Source organism: Rhizobium sp. N731, from assembly GCF_001664145.1.
Lineage (GTDB): Bacteria > Pseudomonadota > Alphaproteobacteria > Rhizobiales > Rhizobiaceae > Rhizobium > Rhizobium esperanzae.
In genome coordinates this window covers 272,485-289,061 of record NZ_CP013601.1, presented here as the reverse complement: position 1 = coordinate 289,061, position 16,577 = coordinate 272,485, and the positions used below count along the sequence as shown (strand labels likewise).

At 61.5% G+C, this 16,577-nt stretch carries 19 protein-coding genes; 10 read left to right on the top strand and 9 right to left on the bottom strand.

What is annotated here, in order from left to right; genetic code table 11:
• Positions 1-39: 39 nt before the first annotated feature.
• Together AMK02_RS01425 and AMK02_RS01420 are read left to right on the top strand one after the other, a co-directional pair.
• Positions 40-1,047, top strand: coding sequence for a glycosyltransferase (locus tag AMK02_RS01425; RefSeq protein WP_064800350.1), 1,008 nt, complete (start codon positions 40-42; stop codon positions 1,045-1,047).
• Positions 1,044-1,421, top strand: a complete 378-nt coding sequence (locus AMK02_RS01420; RefSeq protein WP_064800349.1) for a GtrA family protein — start codon at positions 1,044-1,046, stop codon at positions 1,419-1,421. The genes AMK02_RS01425 and AMK02_RS01420 overlap by 4 nt, the downstream gene beginning before the upstream one ends.
• Positions 1,422-1,430: 9 nt before the next feature.
• On the opposite strand, the gene AMK02_RS01415 is transcribed toward AMK02_RS01420, so the two are convergent.
• Positions 1,431-2,417, bottom strand: a complete 987-nt coding sequence (locus AMK02_RS01415; protein WP_064800348.1) for a Gfo/Idh/MocA family protein — start codon at positions 2,415-2,417, stop codon at positions 1,431-1,433.
• 187 nt (positions 2,418-2,604) lie between these two features.
• Here AMK02_RS01415 and AMK02_RS01410 point away from each other — a divergent pair, with 187 nt between their 5' ends.
• Positions 2,605-3,567, top strand: coding sequence for an aldo/keto reductase (locus tag AMK02_RS01410; protein WP_064805838.1), 963 nt, complete (start codon positions 2,605-2,607; stop codon positions 3,565-3,567).
• Positions 3,564-4,007 (top strand): GNAT family N-acetyltransferase, encoded by a 444-nt coding sequence (locus tag AMK02_RS01405; protein WP_064800347.1) that lies wholly within the window; start codon positions 3,564-3,566, stop codon positions 4,005-4,007. Before AMK02_RS01410 ends, AMK02_RS01405 begins: the two co-directional genes overlap by 4 nt.
• On the opposite strand, the gene AMK02_RS01400 is transcribed toward AMK02_RS01405, so the two are convergent.
• Complete coding sequence (locus AMK02_RS01400) at positions 3,997-4,614, bottom strand: hypothetical protein (protein WP_064805840.1); 618 nt, start codon at positions 4,612-4,614, stop codon at positions 3,997-3,999. The two genes, AMK02_RS01405 and AMK02_RS01400, sit on opposite strands and share 11 nt — an antisense overlap.
• Positions 4,615-4,762: 148 nt before the next feature.
• Here AMK02_RS01400 and AMK02_RS01395 point away from each other — a divergent pair, with 148 nt between their 5' ends.
• Positions 4,763-5,260, top strand: coding sequence for a YciE/YciF ferroxidase family protein (locus tag AMK02_RS01395; RefSeq protein ID WP_064800346.1), 498 nt, complete (start codon positions 4,763-4,765; stop codon positions 5,258-5,260).
• 28 nt (positions 5,261-5,288) lie between these two features.
• Here AMK02_RS01395 and AMK02_RS01390 read toward each other — a convergent pair whose 3' ends face one another.
• Positions 5,289-6,197: a LysR family transcriptional regulator gene (locus tag AMK02_RS01390; protein ID WP_064800345.1), complete on the bottom strand. Its 909-nt coding sequence runs from the start codon at positions 6,195-6,197 to the stop codon at positions 5,289-5,291.
• Between the two features lie 129 nt (positions 6,198-6,326).
• On the opposite strand from AMK02_RS01390, the gene AMK02_RS01385 reads away from it, so the two are divergent.
• Both AMK02_RS01385 and AMK02_RS01380 read left to right on the top strand, forming a co-directional pair.
• Complete coding sequence (locus AMK02_RS01385) at positions 6,327-7,322, top strand: aldo/keto reductase (RefSeq protein WP_064800344.1); 996 nt, start codon at positions 6,327-6,329, stop codon at positions 7,320-7,322.
• A gap of 91 nt (positions 7,323-7,413) precedes the next feature.
• A complete protein-coding gene (locus tag AMK02_RS01380) occupies positions 7,414-7,773 on the top strand; it encodes a nuclear transport factor 2 family protein (RefSeq protein WP_011423650.1) in 360 nt (119 codons plus the stop codon).
• Between the two features lie 51 nt (positions 7,774-7,824).
• On the opposite strand, the gene pheT is transcribed toward AMK02_RS01380, so the two are convergent.
• The 5 genes from pheT to infC form a co-directional block, all read right to left on the bottom strand.
• Entirely contained in the window at positions 7,825-10,248 is a 2,424-nt protein-coding gene (pheT, locus tag AMK02_RS01375; protein WP_064800343.1) for a phenylalanine--tRNA ligase subunit beta, read from the bottom strand.
• A gap of 16 nt (positions 10,249-10,264) precedes the next feature.
• Positions 10,265-11,347 carry a phenylalanine--tRNA ligase subunit alpha gene (gene pheS, locus AMK02_RS01370; RefSeq protein ID WP_064800342.1) on the bottom strand — a complete coding sequence of 361 codons (1,083 nt, stop codon included), beginning with the start codon at positions 11,345-11,347 and terminating at the stop codon, positions 10,265-10,267.
• 152 nt (positions 11,348-11,499) lie between these two features.
• Positions 11,500-11,904, bottom strand: coding sequence for a 50S ribosomal protein L20 (gene rplT / locus AMK02_RS01365; protein ID WP_011423647.1), 405 nt, complete (start codon positions 11,902-11,904; stop codon positions 11,500-11,502).
• A gap of 39 nt (positions 11,905-11,943) precedes the next feature.
• The gene (rpmI, locus tag AMK02_RS01360; RefSeq protein ID WP_011423646.1) at positions 11,944-12,147 is read right to left on the bottom strand and encodes a 50S ribosomal protein L35; all 204 of its coding nucleotides are present in this window, start codon (positions 12,145-12,147) and stop codon (positions 11,944-11,946) included.
• Between the two features lie 366 nt (positions 12,148-12,513).
• Positions 12,514-13,050: a translation initiation factor IF-3 gene (gene infC, locus AMK02_RS01355; protein ID WP_082240342.1), complete on the bottom strand. Its 537-nt coding sequence runs from the start codon at positions 13,048-13,050 to the stop codon at positions 12,514-12,516.
• 178 nt (positions 13,051-13,228) lie between these two features.
• Between infC and AMK02_RS01350 the strand changes: the two genes are divergently transcribed.
• Both AMK02_RS01350 and AMK02_RS01345 read left to right on the top strand, forming a co-directional pair.
• Complete coding sequence (locus tag AMK02_RS01350; protein ID WP_064800341.1) at positions 13,229-14,044, top strand: alpha/beta hydrolase; 816 nt, start codon at positions 13,229-13,231, stop codon at positions 14,042-14,044.
• A gap of 146 nt (positions 14,045-14,190) precedes the next feature.
• A complete protein-coding gene (locus tag AMK02_RS01345) occupies positions 14,191-14,790 on the top strand; it encodes a transglutaminase-like cysteine peptidase (protein ID WP_041678522.1) in 600 nt (199 codons plus the stop codon).
• Between the two features lie 165 nt (positions 14,791-14,955).
• Here AMK02_RS01345 and mbfA read toward each other — a convergent pair whose 3' ends face one another.
• The gene (gene mbfA, locus AMK02_RS01340) at positions 14,956-15,939 is read right to left on the bottom strand and encodes an iron exporter MbfA (RefSeq protein ID WP_064800340.1); all 984 of its coding nucleotides are present in this window, start codon (positions 15,937-15,939) and stop codon (positions 14,956-14,958) included.
• A 170-nt stretch (positions 15,940-16,109) separates the two neighbouring features.
• Between mbfA and AMK02_RS01335 the strand changes: the two genes are divergently transcribed.
• Positions 16,110-16,577 carry a group III truncated hemoglobin gene (locus AMK02_RS01335; RefSeq protein WP_064805834.1) on the top strand — a complete coding sequence of 156 codons (468 nt, stop codon included), beginning with the start codon at positions 16,110-16,112 and terminating at the stop codon, positions 16,575-16,577.

Sequence of the window (16,577 nt, the reverse complement as noted above, 5' to 3'; positions counted from 1 at the left end):
TTAGGCTGGTAACGGCTTTTCAGTGTAACGAGTAGAGTTATGGCCCGAACGCTTACCGATCACCCGGACATTGCCGTCCTGCTTCCCTGCTATAATGAAGCTGCGACGATCGGCGCTGTGGTGCAGGGCTTCCGGGCGACGCTGCCGGATGCGGCGATCCACGTCTACGACAATAATTCCACCGACGGCACCGCGCTGCAGGCGATGCTGGCCGGAGCGCATGTCGTGCGCGAGCGGCGCCAGGGCAAGGGACACGTCGTGCGCCGCATGTTCGCCGACATCGAGGCCGACATCTACATCATCGCCGACGGCGACGGAACCTATGCACCCGGCGATGCCGAGGAGCTGGTGCGGACGCTTCTCACCGAGCGTGCCGACATGGTTGTGGGAACCCGGCGGGGCGTGCATGCCGATGCCGGCCGTCAGGGCCATGCGCTTGGCAACCGGCTTTTCAATCTGCTCTACCGGATGATCTTCGGCCCTGACTTCACCGATATCTTTTCCGGCTATCGCGCTTTTTCGCGCCGCTTCGTCAAGAGCTTCCCGGCGGTATCCGGCGGCTTCGAGATCGAAACCGAGATGTCGGTGCATGCCTCCCGACTGAAACTGCCGGTGAGCGAACTGGAACTCGATTATGGCCGCCGCCCGGAAGGCTCGCACTCCAAGCTTTCGACGTTCCGCGACGGCGGAAAAATCCTCTGGATGTTCGCAATGCTGATGAAGGAAACCCGGCCCTTCGCCTTCTTCAGCGCGATCAGCGCCGTCTTCATGCTGACGAGCCTCGGCTTCATGACGCCGGTGCTGGCGGAGTATTTCGACACGGGCCTCGTCAGCCGCATGCCGACCTGGGTGCTGTCGATGGCGCTGATGATGATCTCCTTCATGCTTTTTACCGCCGGCGTCATCCTGGATTCGGTGGCCCGGGCCCGGGCCGAGCAGCTTCGCATCCATTATATGAGCCTGGAGACCCCCAGTGCTGCCAAGGCGCCGCTCGCCGACACCAAACCGGCGCCGCGTGAACGTCCCGGCAAGGCGGATGCGGCATGAGAAAGCTCGTCCGCTTCGCGATCGCCGGCGGCATCGGCTTCCTTGTCGATGCCGGCATGCTGGCGGCGCTGCTTCATCTGACGCCGCTCGGGCCGTTTCTGGCCCGGCTCGTCGCCATCGCGGTGGCAATGGCGGCCACCTGGGCCTTCAACCGCAGCTTCACCTTCGATCGCTCCGGCCGTTCGCTTGCCGCCGAGGGCTTCCGCTACGGCTCGGTCGGCGTGACGGCGGCGCTGGTCAATTACGGGCTTTACTCTGCGCTGCTGCTTTCGCTGCCCGCGCTTCAACCGCTGGCGGCCATGGTGATCGCCAGCGTCGCCTCGATGGTCTTCAGCTTCTTCGGCTATTCGCGCTTCGTCTTCCGCCCGGAATGAGCGGAACGATCAGACTGCCTCCCAGCCGTCCTTCTCACTGGCGCGGTAGATCGCATCGATCACCTTCTGGTTCAGCTTCGAGTTTTCGAGCGTGACGATCTCTTCCTTGCCGTTCTTGACCGCGCGAGCGAAGGCCTCGACCTCGCGCCTGTATTGGCGGCTGTCCTGATAGCGGAAAATGCGCGATTCATTGTGGCTGCGATCGGCAAGTTCGATCTCTTCCGGTCCCCAGCGATTGGCGTTGAAGGGCGATTTGACCTCGATGTAACCTTCGGTGCCATGGAAGACCATGACCTGGCGGTTGGCCATCTGGGTCGAGACGTAGAAGCTCAGCTCGAAATCGCCGAAATCGGCCTTGACGCTCGAATAGACATCCGTGCCGAAATCCGGGTCGCGCTCGGTGATCGCCTGGACCCAGAGCGGCTCCTTGCCGGTGGAAAAACGCGTGCTCATGACGGGATAGACGCCGATATCGGGAAGGCCGCCGCCGCCGAGTTCGGGCACGTTGCGCATGTTGGCAGGATCGCGGTTAAAATAGGTGAAAGCGCCCTGCACATGCCGGAGCGAACCGATGACACCCTCGCCGATCAGCGAACGCACCTTCTGCCAGACCGGAGAATAGGTGACCATATAGGCTTCGGTGACCACCACGCGGTTGCGGTCGCGGGCAGCGATCACCGCGTCGATATCACTAGTCTTCAGGGCCAAGGGCTTTTCGCAGAGCACATGTTTGCCGGCATCGGCTGATTTGATCGACCATTCGATGTGCTGCGACGTCGGCAGCGGGATATAGACGGCGTCGATGACGTCGGAGGCCAGCATCTCCTCGTAAGAGCCGAAGGCATGCGGCACGGAGAAGCGATCGGCCATCTCCCTTGCTCGCGCCAGATCGCGGCTGGCAATCGCCGTGACGACGCAATTTTCCGCGTCCTGGATGGCGGGAACGACATTGTCGCGGCCGATCTTCGCCGTTGAAATGATACCGAAACGCAGCATGTGCGAGCCTCCCAAAACCAATGTCGCGCACCATATTCAGGCCTCCGCCACGACGCAATGGCGCGACATGAAATTGCGGAAGCCGGGTTTGCCTGCCGCCGGGATCGCGCTAACTTGGCCAGACGGCGTTCTGCCGTATCCGCGATTCAATACAGCCTTTTATATTTCACCCATTTTGGAGAGCCTTATGGAAATGCGCCGGCTTGGGAAAACAGGCCTTTCGGTCGCGCCGATCGTGATCGGCGGCAATGTCTTCGGCTGGACGGCCGACGAGAAAACATCCTTCGCCATTCTCGACGCCTTTTTCGATGCCGGGCTCAACACGATCGATACGGCGGACGTCTATTCCGCATGGGTTCCCGGCAACAAGGGCGGCGATTCCGAGGAGATCATCGGACGCTGGTTGAAACAGGCGCGGATCTCCCGCGACAAGGCCGTCATCGTCACCAAGGTCGGCTCGGAAATGGGCCAGGGAAAGACGCTCAAGGCGAGCTACATTCTGGCGGCAGTCGAGGCGTCGCTGCGCCGGCTGCAGACAGACTATATCGATCTCTATCTCACCCATTGGCCGGATGCCGACACGCCGCATGAGGAGACGCTCGGCGCCTTTGCAAAGCTGAAGCAGCAGGGCAAGATCCGCGCCATCGGCTGCTCGAACTATGATGCCGATCTGCTCCAGGCGTCCGTCGACGCAGCCGAGAAAGCCGGCCTGCCGCGATACGACGTGCTGCAGCCGGAATATAATCTCTACCAACGCGCCAGTTTCGAAGGGCCGCTTGCCGATCTTTGCATCCGTCAGGATATCGGCGTCATCACCTATTTCGGCCTTGCCGCCGGCTTTCTCACCGGCAAATACCGCAGCAAGGCCGACACGCAGGGACGGGCGCGCGAAGGCCGTGTTTCGCAATATCTTGACGCCAAGGGACTGCGCATTCTCGCCGCGCTCGACAAGGTTTCTGCCGAGACCGGCGCCAAGCCGGCGGAAATCTCGCTTGCCTGGCTCTTGCGCAAGAAAGGCGTGACGGCGCCGATCGCCAGCGCGACCAGCCTGTCACAGCTCGAAAGCCTGGTGAAGTCGGCGACACTTTCCCTTTCCAACGACGCAATGACGCTGCTCGACAAAGCCGGCGCTGAAAGAACAGAGCCATGACCGCAACGATACGTGATGCCCGCCCCGAGGATGAAGCCCGCTGGCGCGAACTCTGGGCCGCCTATCTCGCCTTTTACGAGGTGACCGTCGATGCCGATATCACCGACCAGACATGGCGCCGGGTCTTCGATCCGGCCTCGGCGATCGCGATGCGCGTCGCCGAGATCGATGGCAGGATTATGGGCTTTGCTCTTTTCCTGACGCATGAGGGCACCTGGATCCGCGGCAGGGACTGCTATCTCGAAGACCTCTTCGTCGATCCCGATGCGCGCGGCAAGGGCGTCGGCCGGGCGCTGCTGGACGATCTAGTCGCGCTCTGCAAGGCGAAGGGTTGGTCGCGGCTCTATTGGCATACGAGCGAGCAGAACAAGACGGCCCGCGCGCTCTACGACAGCTATGTCGAAAGCGACGGCCACATCCGCTATCGCATCAGTTTCTGAGCGGGGGGAATCCTTCGTACAAAGCAGCGTGATCACCCTCCCAGTTCGCCATGCCCGGCTTGGTCAGGATGCCGCGCGGGCTGACATAGCTCTGGATCACCCGCTTCGGCCGTTCGTGCCATTGGATATTGAAGGCCCAGAGCTTCGGAAAGAAGCAGAGCGAGGCGTAGGGCAAATGGTCGTGGATCCACCAGGCGAGCCGCTGCCAGTCGCTTTCATCGCGATAGCGGTCGATCACCCACGGCACGGCAATGCAGACGGCGGCGCCCATGCAGCCGTCGAAGTCCCTCAGATCCCAGATGTGATGCGCAGCGGTGGCGGCATTGGTGGAACAGTTCAGATTGTTCGCGTTGCCGAAGCGGTTGACTTCGGGCGAGCGGTAGCCGGAGCGGATGTGCAGACGCCCGAACGTCGCTTCCAGCGGCTCCAGCAGTTCCTCGCAAAGTCTTTTGCCGGCTTCGATCGCCAGATCGGGATCCTCGGGGATATTGGGAATGCGGTAGAAATCGGCGATTTCCGAATGCAGGAAATCGCGGAAGAAGAAGTTTTGCGACAGCCGCACGCGGCCGAGATCCTCCAGACCTTTCATCGAACCCGGCTTTCGCATGATCTTTTCGTCCTCCCCATCGGTGGCAGGATGATTGCCCGGCGCGGTTTTCCAGTCCACCCGAAATCGGTCGGGAACAAATTGCGCGATCTTCGCTTCTTAGTGTGTCGCCGCATTCGCGGCCTTTCCCAAAACAAGGATCGAGAAAATGGCCAAGGAAAAGACGTTGGAAGATCTCTTCTACGACACGCTCAAGGACATCTATTTTGCCGAGCGGCAGATATTGCGTGCCCTGCCGAAGATGGCGCGCGCCGCCCAGTCCTCCGAACTGAAGGCCGGTTTCCAGAAGCATCTCGAGGAAACCGAAGGCCAGGTCGAGCGCCTGCAGCAGGTTTTCGAAAAGATCGGCAAGCGCGCTCAGGGCAAGACCTGCGAGGCGATCCAGGGTATTATCGCCGAGGGCGAAGAGATCATGGAAGAATTCAAGGGCACACCGGCGCTGGATGCCGGGCTGATCTCCGCTGCCCAGGCGGTCGAGCACTATGAAATCGCCCGTTACGGCACGCTGAAGACCTGGGCCGCAACGCTCGGCCTGAAGGATGTCGTCGCCCTGCTCGACCAGACGCTGCAGGAGGAAACGGCCACCGACAAGATCCTTACCAAGCTCGCCATGACGGCGGCAAACCAGAAGGCAAAAGCCGCCTGACGAAAACGAGGGAAACGAGCGGCGGCCCTCACCGGCCGCCCGCATCCCTCTCCACATATCTGAAGAAATCGATGAAAGCGCGTAGCGCCGGCCGCATTTGCCGCCGGCTCGGATAATAGACAAACGGCCCGGGATAGGGCGCGCACCAATCCTCCAGCACCCGCACGAGCCTGCCGGCCGACAGCTCGGTGTGCACCCGCATGTCGAAGAGATAGGCAAGACCGGCGCCGTTCAGCGCGGCAAGAAGGGCCAGCCGGTCCTCGCTGACAACAAGCGGCCCGTCGACCGCGACGATCAGTTCCTGCCCGTCCTTTTCGAATTCCCAGCGATAGATGGAGCCGTTGGTGAAGCGTCGCTTGATGCAGCGATGATGGACGAGATCGCGCGGGTGCTGCGGCTTCGGATAGCGCTCGAAATATTCGGGCGAGGCCGCAATCACCGTCGTCAGATTGGGCGAGATTCTGACGGCGATCATATCGGCCTCCAGGCTCTCCTCCAGCCGGATGCCCGCGTCGAAACCCTCCTTGACGATATCGGTGAAGCCGTCCTCATTGGCGATCTCCAGCGTAATATCGGGATAGAGATTGAGAAAATCGCCAAGGCGCGGTGCGAGCAGGATATCGGAGGCGAAGCGCGGCGCAGTGACGCGCAGGTTTCCGGCCGGTTTGCCGCGCGTATCATTGACCGCCTCCAGCGCGATGCCGATCTCTTCGAGCGCCGGACGCAACCTTTCGAGAAGCAGCGAGCCTTCCTCCGTTGGCGCGACACTGCGGGTCGTGCGCGCCAGAAGCCTGACGCCGAGACTGTCCTCCAGGCTCGATATGGCATGGCTGACCGCCGACGGCGCGATGAGCAGTTCCTTGGCCGCGGCCCGGAAGCTGCGATGTTCCGAGACGGCAGCGAGAACGGCGAGTTGAGAGAGTTGCCTTCTGTTCATTGATCGAAATTATAGAACAGGCTGTTAGAAACTGCATGCATTTTTTGATTGATATGGTGCCGATATAGTCTGCCCGTACCGCAATGATCTCCCAGGCGGTTCGACGCCAGCTCAGAAAAGGAGCGCATCATGAAAACCAGAAAACTCGGAAACGATCTGTCGGTCTCTGCCGTCGGCCTCGGCTGCATGGGCATGAGCTTTGCCTATGGCGCCAGCGACGAAGCGGAATCGGTGAGAACACTGCACCGCGCCGTCGATCTCGGCGTCACTTTTTTCGACACGGCCGAGGTCTATGGCCCCTTCACCAATGAGGTTCTTCTCGGAAGAGCGCTGAAGCCCTTCCGCGACCGCGTGGTGATCGCCACCAAATTCGGATTCAAGATCGATACCAGCCAGGCCGGCGCTGCCGCCATCGCCGGCGTCGACAGCCGTCCTGAACATGTGCGTGCGGTTGCCGAAGCCTCACTCAAGCGTTTGGGCATCGAGACGATCGATCTGCTCTACCAGCACCGGGTCGACCCCAACGTGCCGATCGAGGAGACGGTCGGCGCCATGGCCAAGCTTGTGAAGGAAGGGAAAGTCCGCGCCCTCGGCCTCTCGGAAGCCGGCAGCGCCACCATCCGCCGCGCGCATGCGGTCCATCCAATCGCAGCGCTTCAGAGCGAATATTCACTGTGGACGCGTGATCCCGAAGAGGATGTGCTTGCCACCTGCCGGGAACTCGGCATCGGCTTCGTGCCCTACAGCCCGCTCGGCCGCGGTTTCCTGACAGGAGCGATCCGCAAGGCCGACGACCTTGCCACCGACGATTTCCGCCGGCAGGTGCCGCGTTTCCAGGCCGAGAATTTCGATGCCAATGTGGCGCTTGTCGCAACGCTCGAAAAACTTGCGGCTGCAAAAGGCGTGACGGCGGCGCAGCTGGCGCTGGCCTGGGTGCTGAACCAGGGCGACGACATCGTGCCAATCCCCGGCGCGCGCAAGCTTCACCACCTCGAACAAAACGTCGCCGCTGCCGATATCACGCTCAGCACGGAGGAGATCGATCAGCTCGGCGAAGCGATCCCAGCGGCACAGGTCGCCGGCAAGCGCTATGCCGATGCCTCGCTTGCCATGACGAACATTTGAAAACGGACAAGCCCGGCCGGTCGCACAGGTCGGGCTTGCCTTCGCGGCCGGCGAAACTATCTAACGCCATCTCGGAGAACGGGATGGAAACATGTCGGACAGGCAGGCAGTCGAACAGACGGTTCATCTCTATGTCGAAGGCATGGCCTTCGCGAATGCGGCAGCCTTGAAGAAGGCCTTCCACCCGAAAAGCTCGATCATCGGCTATTACCAGAATGCCGTCGAATGGCTGACGCGGGACGAATTCATCGCCGCGATCCTGGCCGAGGAGCCGGCCCCGCCCGGCACGCAGCCTTTCATGGACATCCAGAACGTCGATGTCGAGGGCGACGCAGCAAGCGTGAAGGTCACCGACGATTTCGCCGGAATGCGCTTCACCGACTACCTTTCGCTGCTCAAGATCGAAGGCCGGTGGGTGATCGTCAGCAAGCTCTATCATCTGCACACATGAAAAGACCGGCCGCTTGCGCGACCGGTCCAATCTATCTTCGGCAGATGAGGCTCAGCTTCTGAGGACGCCGCCGGTGAATTTCGTGACGCTCGCCACGATCCTCTGCGTCAGCGCCTCGAAATCCTCGTCCGTCAGCGTACGATCGACCGGCTGGATTTGAACCTCGATCGCTACAGACTTCTTGCCCTCGCCGACCGATGCGCCCTCGAAGATGTCGAAGACGGTAACGCCGGTGATGAGCTTGCGGTCGGCGCCGGTCGCAGCCTTGACGATCGCGCCTGATTCCACCGTCTTGTCGACGACGAAAGCGAAGTCGCGCTTGACCGCCTGGAAGGGCGACAGATCGAGCGCCGGCTTGGTGCGGGTCGCCTTCTTCTTCGGCTCCGCCATGGCATCGAGATAGACTTCAAAGCCGCAGAGAGCGCCGGAGACGTCAAGGGCTTCCAGCGTCAACGGATGGAATTCGCCGAAATAGCCGAGCACGATCTTCGGCCCCATCTTGATCGTACCGGAGCGGCCGGGGTGATACCACTCGGGGCCGCCCTGCTCGATCTGGATATTGCCCATCGGCAGGCCGCAAGCTTCGATGACGGCGAGCGCATCGGCCTTGGCGTCGAAGACGTCGACCGGCTTGCCGCCGCCCTTGGCTGTATTGGACCACATGCGGCCGGCGCCGGCGAGCGAGGCCGTGCCGCGGCGGATGCCGCCGGCGACGCGGCGCTGGCCTTCCGGCCGGTCGTTTTCATAGGTGCCCGAGACCTCGAAGATGGCGACGTCGGCATAACCCTTGTCGGCATTGCGCTGAGCTGCGGTCAGCAGACCCGGCAGCAACGACGGGCGCATGTCGGACATTTCGGCAGCGATCGGATTGGCAAGCTTGAGGGCTGGCGAACCGCCGCCGAACAGCTTGGCATGTTCCTCCGGAATGAAGGACCAGGTGACAGCTTCCAGCATGCCGCGCGCGGCTAGCGCCCGTTTGGCCGCACGGGTGCGGATCTGCAGAGTCGTCAGAATCTTGCCGTTGACGGCGGAATGGCTTTCGAGCGGCGCCGGCTTGATATTGTCGACGCCATGGATACGCATGACCTCCTCGACAAGATCGGCCTTGCCGTCGACATCCGGGCGCCAGGAGGGAACAGCAACGGAGACGCGCTCGCCGGAGCCGGAGACCGTGAAGCCGAGACGCGTCAGGATCGTATTGCTTTCCTCATTCGAGACGTCGAGGCCGGTCAGGCGCTTGACCTCCGAATAGGGGAAATCGACGACCTTCGGTTCGTAGCCGTGATAGCCGACAATCTCTGCCCTGGCGGCGGTGCCGCCGCAGAGTTCCAGCACCAGTTCCGTCGTGCGTTCGAGACCGGGAACCATATATTCCGGATCCACGCCGCGTTCGAAGCGATAGCGGGCATCGGTAATGATGCCGAGACTGCGGCCGGATTTGGCGATGTTCATCGGATCCCACAGAGCGGATTCGACCAGGACGTCGACGGTGTCGTCGTCGCAACCGGAATGTTCGCCGCCCATGATGCCGCCGATCGATTCGATGCCTTGTTCATCTGCTATGACGACATTGTTCGGGCCGAGCTTGTATTCGCGCTGGTCGAGCGCCAGCACGGTCTCCCCTTCCCTCGCCCGGCGGACGGTGAGACTGCCCTTGATCTTGGCGGCGTCGAAGACGTGGATCGGCCGCCCCTGATCGAAGGTCATGTAATTGGTGATATCAACGAGCGCATTGATCGGACGCAGGCCAATGGCGGTGAGCCGCTGCTGCATCCAGCGCGGGCTCGGGCCGTTCCTGACGCCGCGCACGAGACGCAGGGCAAAGCCGGGGCAGAGCCTGGGATCATCGAGATCGAGCGTCAGCTTCACCGGCGTTTCGCCTTCGATGGCGTAGGACGGCGCGGGCCGCGTCTTCAGCGTGCCGAGACCGGAGGCGGCGAGATCACGGGCGATGCCGTGGATCGAGGTGCAGTCCGGCCGGTTCGGCGTCAGGTTGATCTCGATGACGGGATCGTCGAGATGGGCGTAGGCCGCATAGCTCTGGCCGACCGGTGCATCCGCGGGCAGATCGATGATGCCGTCATGATTGTCGGATATCTCAAGCTCCTTTTCGGAGCACATCATTCCGCGGCTTTCGACGCCGCGGATGTTGCCGACGGCCAGCGTCACCTCGATGCCGGGAACATAGGTTCCGGGAGCGGCGAAAGCACCGACGAGGCCGGCGCGCGCATTCGGGGCACCACAGACGACCTGGACCGGCGCGCCGGATCCGGTATCGACCATCAGAACCTTCAGGCGATCGGCCTGGGGATGTTTTTCCGCCGAGACAACCCTCGCGATGACGAAGGGCTTGAACGCCGCCTTGTCATCGACCTCCTCCACCTCCAACCCGATCTCGGTGAGGCGGGCGCAGATTTCATCCAGCGTGGCATCCGTTTCGAGATGCTCTTTCAGCCAGGAGAGCGTGAATTTCATCGTCCCAAATCTCCGTTCAAGCGCTCAGACCGCCGAACAGCGTCGGCATGTCGAGCGGGCGGAAGCCGTAATGCGTCATCCAGCGGACGTCGGCATTGAAGAAGTCGCGCAGGTCGGGCATGCCGTATTTCAGCATGGCGATGCGATCGAGGCCCATGCCCCAGGCAAAACCCTGATATTCGTCCGGATCGAGCCCGCCATAGCGCAGCACGTTCGGGTGGACCATGCCGCAGCCAAGGATTTCCATCCAGTCGGTGCCTTCGCCGAATTTTACGATCGGGCCGGAGCGGTCGCACTGGATATCGACCTCGAAGGAGGGCTCGGTGAAGGGGAAGAAGGACGGGCGGAAGCGCATCGTCACGCTGTCGACCTCGAAGAAGGTCTTGCAGAATTCTTCCAGCACCCAGCGGATGTTGGCGACATTGGCCTTCTTGTCGATGACCAATCCCTCGACCTGATGGAACATCGGCGAATGCGTGGCGTCGCTATCCTGGCGGTAGGTCTTGCCGGGAATGATGATGCGGATCGGCGGCTGCTGCGCTTCCATGGTGCGCACCTGCACCGGCGAGGTATGGGTGCGCAGGACCTTGCGCTCACCATTCTCATCCGGATTGAAGAAGAAGGTGTCGTGCATCTCGCGGGCCGGATGGCCTTCGGGGAAATTCAGCGCGGTGAAATTGTAGTAGTCGGTCTCGATATCGGGACCTTCGGCGATCGAGAAACCCATGTCGGCGAAGATGGCGGTGATCTCGTCGACGATCTGGCTGATCGGATGGATGCGGCCGCGCTCGGCAGGCGAGGAGCGCACCGGCAGGCTGACATCAACCGTCTCGGCCTTAAGCCGCGCATTGACAGCCGCAACTTTCAGCACCGACTTACGCTCGGCAACGGCGTCCGTCACCGCATTCTTCAGGGCGTTGATCGCAGCGCCCCGGGTCTGGCGTTCCTCCGGCGTCATGGCGCCGAGCGTCTTCAGGAGTTCGGAGACGGAGCCCTTCTTGCCAAGCGCAGACACGCGCACGGCTTCCAGGGCTGCCTCGTCATTGGCGGCGGCGATTTCCGCGAGCAGCGATGAGTTGAGCTGGTCGATATCTGACATTGTCACTTCTTTCCGTCCAGTATCAGGCGGGGATCGGGAGGCAGGCGGCGCCGAACGGGCGCAAGGAATATAAAGAAAGAAAAACCCGCGCCAGCCCAAACCAGCGCGGGTTTCCCAAAATTCAAAAAAGCGTCAAGCTTGGGAAGCGCTGGTTACCGAACCGCGCCTTCAAACTCGTTCGCCGTGCCGGTTTCCTTGAGATACTCAAGGGCCTTTTTGGCGGCAGCAACCAGGGCGCCGAATGCTTCCGGCTCGTGGATCGCCATGTCGGAGAGAACCTTACGGTCGACTTCGATGCCGGCCTTGTTCAGGCCGTCGATGAAGCGGCCATAGGTCAGGCCGAATTCACGGACGGCAGCGTTGATGCGCTGGATCCAGAGGGCGCGGAAGTTGCGCTTGTTGACCTTGCGGTCGCGGTAGGCGTACTGCTTGGCGCGATCGACGGCAGCCTTGGCGGTCCGGATGGTGTTCTTGCGGCGGCCGTAAAAGCCCTTCGCGGCCTTCAGAACCTTCTTATGCTTGGCGTGGGCTGCGACGCCTCTCTTTACACGTGCCATTTCATGATCTCCTTAATCTAACGCGTTACCGGAATAGTCTCAGAGACCGTTCGGCAGATAGTTCTTCACGACCTTGCGGCCATCGGGTTCTGCGAGAACCATCGTGCCGCGTGCATCGCGAATGAACTTGTTCGTGCGCTTGATCATGCCATGGCGCTTGCCAGCAGCAGCCGCCTTGACCTTGCCGGATGCGGTGATCTTGAACCGCTTCTTGGCAGCGGACTTCGTCTTCATCTTGGGCATTTTGCTACTCCTTCTGTCCTCCCTGCGCGCTTCATCAAAAAGCCCTCCTTGCGAAGTCCGGTTCTCCGGTCGTCGCAACAAGGTGCGGGAGCGTTTGTTGTTGATCTGCGGCGTCGGCGACGAACCGTTCCGCAAGCATTCGAAACTGCCACGGCATGCCCTGCCGGTCAGTTCGGACGCGCGCTTATAACCGCAGCCTCACGAAAGTGCAACGGGGCCGCGGAGGAATCTTCGGCTATGCATGTCGCCCGGAAGTGTGCGGCGGTTCCGGGATAACGACATGCATAAAACAAAGGCCGAAGATACGGTGGCCGAAAGCACGAAAGCCGCCCTTGCGGACGGCCTTGGGCAAAAAGTGTCTGGCGCTTACTTCGGCGCCAGCACCATCATCATCTGGCGGCCTTCGAGCTTGGGCTCGGCTTCCACCTTGGCGATCTCGGTCGTATCGGCCTTGACCTGCTGCAGAAGCTTCATGCCGAGTTCCTGGTGGGCCATCTCACGGCCGCGGAATTTCAGCGTCACCTTGACCTTGTCGCCCTCGTCGAAGAAGCGGCCCATCGCCTTCATCTTCACCTCATAATCATGGGTGTCGATGTTCGGGCGCATCTTGATTTCTTTGACTTCGACGATCTTCTGCTTCTTGCGCGCCTCGGCAGCCTTCTTCTGGTTGGCATATTTCAGCTTGCCCAGATCGAGGATCTTGCACACCGGCGGTTCGGCATTGGGGGAAATTTCGACAAGATCGAGGCCGGCTTCTTCTGCCATTCTCAAGGCCTGGTCGGTAGGCACGACGCCCATATTCTGTCCGTCAGCCGCGATCAGCTGAATTTTGGGAATGCGGATTTCACGATTCGAGCGCGGTCCGTCCTTCACGGGCGCATCGGTCTTAAAAGGTCTGCGAATGGTCGTATTCTCCTCGCGTTGTTTCGGAACGTTGCAGCGGCGCACGCTCAATCAGGGTGCACAAACCTATCTCGTTATCGCTGCAACGGAGTCAATATCATCCTTTAGCGGAAAAATCACCAGCTGTCAGCCTGCCAAGAATCTGTTTTATAGGCCGAAACAACAGGAGGTTTCGCCGATGTCCGATCAGATCAGCAATGCCCTACCGCAGTTCCTGACTGTTGGCGAAGGCGAGGCGGCACGGGAGATCGCCATGCTCCTGCGTCCGGCGCAGGCCGGCAATGCTGCCCCATCGCTCGTTTGGCTATCCGGCTACCGTTCCGACATGAGCGGCACCAAGGCGGCAGAGATCGATGGGCTGGCGGCCGAACTCGGTGTCGCCTGCATCCGCCTCGACTATTCCGGCCACGGGCTTTCCGGCGGCAGTTTTCGCGACGGCACGATCTCGCGCTGGCTGGAGGAAGCGCTTGCCGTCATCCGCCATGTTGCGCCCGAGCGCATCATTCTCGTCGGCTCGTCGATGGGAGGCTGGATTGCACTCCGGCTGGCGCAGGAACTCGCAGGGCAAGGTGGTCCGAAGCTCGCCGGCATGGTGCTGATTGCCCCGGCGCCCGATTTCACCTCCGAACTGATCGAGCCGAACCTTAAGGCCAGGGAGCGCAAGTCGCTGGCAGAGCGCGGTTATTTCGAAGAGCGCTCGCAATACAGCCCGGAACCGAACATTTATACGCGGGCACTGATCGAGGACGGGCGCAGGAACCGGGTGCTCGACGGCATGATCGAGACGGGTTGCCCGGTGCATATCCTCCAGGGCATGAAGGATCCCGACGTGCCGCATGCGCACGCGATGAAGCTTCTGGAGCACCTTCCCGCCGACGACGTGGTGCTGACCTTCATCCGCGACGGCGACCACCGGCTTTCCCGCCCCGGCGATATCGCCCTTCTGCTCGGCGCCGTCAAAGGCATCATCCGCGCATCCGCGAACGGGCGATAATCTCCCGAAGCCGGCTGCGAATCCTGTTGCATTTTAACCATGTCGGCGAGTCGCAAGGCTCTCCCAAGAAGTAACGATTGACTCTTCTCGGCCCTCTCCATTAACAATTTGTTAATAATTAAGGGGCGATCGAGGAAAGAGCGGGCGTGCGATTCAAAGGTATCTTTGTGGCCATGATGGCCGTGTTTGCGATGGCGCCTGCCGCCATCCCAGCTCCAAGCAGAAATGCTTCCATGGTAACAGGCAATGCCACCTCGCAACCGATCGGCCATTACGATTTCTGTCAGATCCACAGCAGTGAATGCGGCGCCAACCGCAACGCGGGGCCGGTCGAAATGACGCCGGCGAAGTGGTCGCTGGTCCGTTCGGTCAACGCCACGGTCAACAGCACGATCAAGCCGATGACCGACAAGGAAATCTACGGCAAGGACGAGGTCTGGGCCTATCCGACGACTGCCGGCGACTGCGAGGATTTCGCGCTCTTGAAGCGCCGCATGCTGATCCAGCGCGGCTTTTCGGCCGCCGACCTGCTGATGACCGTCGTGCGCAAGCCCGACGGTGAAGGCCATGCCGTGCTGACGCTGCGCACCGCCGGGGGCGATTTCGTACTCGACAATCTCGCTGCCGACGTGAAGCCCTGGTTTGCGACGGCCTATACTTTCGTCAAGCGCCAGTCGAGCTACAATGCAGGCCGCTGGGTCACCATCGAGAACGGCCGCGACCTTCTGGTCGGCGCTCTTCGCTAAGAATTTCCGAGGGGATGCGGGGGAAAAGGCCGGCGAAAGCCGGCCTTTTTGTTTGAGTGATCTCTCTGGCATGCCGCACCGTCTCCCGGCCTTCGCATGACTCCGGGCGTTCGCTGCTGCAATCGATTCGCCGGATCGATTGCTTGGGCTCCGCCCGACCGCAGCTCACCCATTCCCAATCAAAATACCGGCGGCGAGCACGAGGCCGCCGCCGAGCACGACCTGGAAGGCGGCGCGCAGGAACGGCGTTTCCATGTAGCGGTTCTGGATGAAGGCGATTGCCCAGAGTTCGAAGAAGACGATGATGGCGGCGGTGATCGTCGCCGTCCAGAAATGCGGGATCAGATAGGGCAGCGCGTGGCCGAGGCCGCCGAGCGCCGTCATGATGCCGCAGGCAAGGCCACGTTTGACCGGCGAGCCCCGGCCCGAGATCTTGCCGTCGTCATGGGCGGCTTCGGTGAAGCCCATCGAGATGCCGGCGCCGACGGAGGCGGAAAGGCCGACCAGGAAGGTCTGCCATGTATCCTGGGTGGCGAAGGCGGCGGCAAAGATCGGCGCCAGCGTCGAGACCGAGCCGTCCATCAAGCCGGCCAGACCCGGCTGCACATAGGTCAGCACGAATTGCCTGTGCGCCGTCTCGTCCTCGTCGCGCCTGATATCCTCAGGCGTATGTTTGTCGCCAAGCATGCGGGCGATGTCTTCGTGCCCTTGTTCGGCGAGTGCAAGGTCGCCGAGCAGTTCACGCGTCGAGGCGTCGGTGGTGCGCTTTGCCGCTTCGACATAAAAACGATAGGCCTGCTCCTCCATCGCCTCGGTTTCCTGCCGCATCGCGTCGAGTGACAGGTTGGCTCTCAGCCAGTCCGGCTTGCGCTCGTAAAAACCTTGCACATGCTCGCGCCGGATCAGCGGAATACGCTCGCCGAAACGCTGGCGATGGATTTCGAACAGCGATTTGCGGTGCGTGTCCTCGACCTCGGCCATATCTTCAAAGACCTTGGCCGAAGCCGGAAATTCAGGGCGCAGCCTATCGGCATAGGCGAGATAGATGCGGGCGTCGTCTTCCTCGGAGGCAATCGCAAGGGCGAGAATCTCCTGCTCGGAGAGCGAGTCAAAGGATCGTTTCGGCGACCTGAAAAAACGCGCCAGCATAAACTTCTCCAACAATTTAGAATAATTCTAAACCTAAGCAAGGAAGCGATGGTGGTCAAGTGGCGGGGCGGACCGGCTGACAGATTGCCGCAATCCGCACGAGCGGCTTTGGTTCGCTGAGGTAAAGACCTATATGGAGGCTGCCGCATCATGCGGCGCCGGGGTTTATGATGAACAATGACATTCAGGGCCGCCCTGCCCATGTCGCGGCGATCCGCGAAAAGGCGGAGGCCGAGATGCGGGCGATGGGGGTCGACGAGGCCTTTATCGGCAGACTGGTCGAAACGTTTTACGGGCGCGTGCTGGAGCATCCCGATCTCGGGCCGGTGTTCGATGCGCGGCTTTCCGGCCGCTGGCCGGAGCATATGGAGAAGATGAAGAGCTTCTGGTCGGCCGTCGCCTTCCGCACCGGCGCCTATGGCGGCAAGCCGGTGCAGGCGCATACGGGCGTTCAGAACGTAACGCCCGATCTTTTTCCGAAGTGGCTGTCGCTGTTTGCCGCAACGCTCGACGATGTCGCCCCCTCGCCGGAAGCCAAGGCCTGGTTCATGGCAACCGCCGAGCGGATCGCCAAAAGCCTGACGCTGTCGCTGTTCTACAATCCCGCTCTCGACGATCCCGCGAAAAAGGTGGGCTGA